General features: G+C 49.1%; 1 protein-coding gene. It reads right to left on the bottom strand.

All coding sequences use genetic code 11. The features are described from left to right. Positions 1 to 7 precede the first annotated feature (7 nt). Positions 8 to 1,168 carry an IS30 family transposase gene (locus ICN48_RS13765; protein ID WP_215299530.1) on the bottom strand — a complete coding sequence of 387 codons (1,161 nt, stop codon included), beginning with the start codon at positions 1,166 to 1,168 and terminating at the stop codon, positions 8 to 10. Between the last annotated feature and the right edge of the window lie 62 nt (positions 1,169 to 1,230).

The following is a 1,230-nucleotide window of genomic DNA, read 5'->3' on the forward strand; positions in this document are numbered from 1 at the left end:
CTTGATTTCAACCCGTCGATGCAACAGTTAGGGCAAAACGTTCTGCCGGTGTTTGATAGTTTAGTGTTTTTCTAGGACGTTCATTGAGTTGCCTTGCTACAGCATTGAGTTTGGCTTGGGAGTAATTAGCTAAGCTCATTCCTTTAGGGAAGTATTGTCTTAATAACCCATTGGTATTTTCATTCGAGCCTCGTTGCCAAGGATGCTGAGGATCGCAAAAATACACTTGCACATCGGTAGCTAGAGTAAAGCGTTTGTGTTCAGACATTTCTTTACCCCGATCCCATGTTAAGGACTTGTAGAGCTCTTGCGGTAACTTGCGGGCATGCTTGATGAGTGCATTGACCACCGTCTCACTGTCTTTACGAGCCACCTTGACTAGCATCACATAGCGAGTCTGGCGCTCCACGAGAGTAGCGATCTGACTATTGGCATCCCCATATAAAAGATCACCTTCCCAATGGCCGGGAACAGCTCTATCTTCTGCTTCGGCTGGCCGCTCTCTGATCGAGACTGCATCCTTAATTTTTCCAAGCCCTGCATCCTTCAGCGTGTGATGCCGTGATCGGCGCATGATGCGGGTGCGTCGTAAATGCTGGGTGAGCTCTTTCTTTAAGGCTCCGCGGGCTTGGATAAAGAGGCTAAGGTAGATCGTTTCGTGTGACACCTGATAGTCCTCCTGATCTGGATAAGTCTCTTTTAGCCATCCGGCAATCTGTTGTGGTGACCAGTAGTGCTGCAGTTTATCTGCCACCAGATGCGCTAAGGCTTTATTCAAGACTAGTTTACAAGTCTGAGGACGCTGCGCTCGATCCCAGGCAGCCTGATTAGATTGGTGGGCTCGATAACTCTTTGGACCGCCATTGCGACCAATCTCACGACTAATTGTGGAAGGTGATCGACCTAACTGAGTTGCAATCGATCTCATGGATTGACCGCTTGCTAGGCCACGTGAGACTGCTTCACGCTCGGCCAAAGTTAATGCCAAGGTTGATCGAGTTCGCTCTGGGGGTCTGATACCGCCACTCTCAGCCAAAATTCGCTGAACTGCCGAGTGGTGGCGATCAAATAACTGGGCAATCTGCTGGAGAGAATCTCCCTTTTTCCAGCGCTCCCACATTAAAGCCTTCTGGGTAGCTGTGTAATAGATTCGAGGTCGTTGTTTCATGAGCAACACTCCTTGCGCTTACGCAGTTTGTAGTGTGTTGCATCGACGGGTTGAAATCAAGG

It is taken from the genome of Polynucleobacter sp. JS-Safj-400b-B2, from assembly GCF_018881975.1.
In the GTDB taxonomy this organism is placed as follows: domain Bacteria; phylum Pseudomonadota; class Gammaproteobacteria; order Burkholderiales; family Burkholderiaceae; genus Polynucleobacter.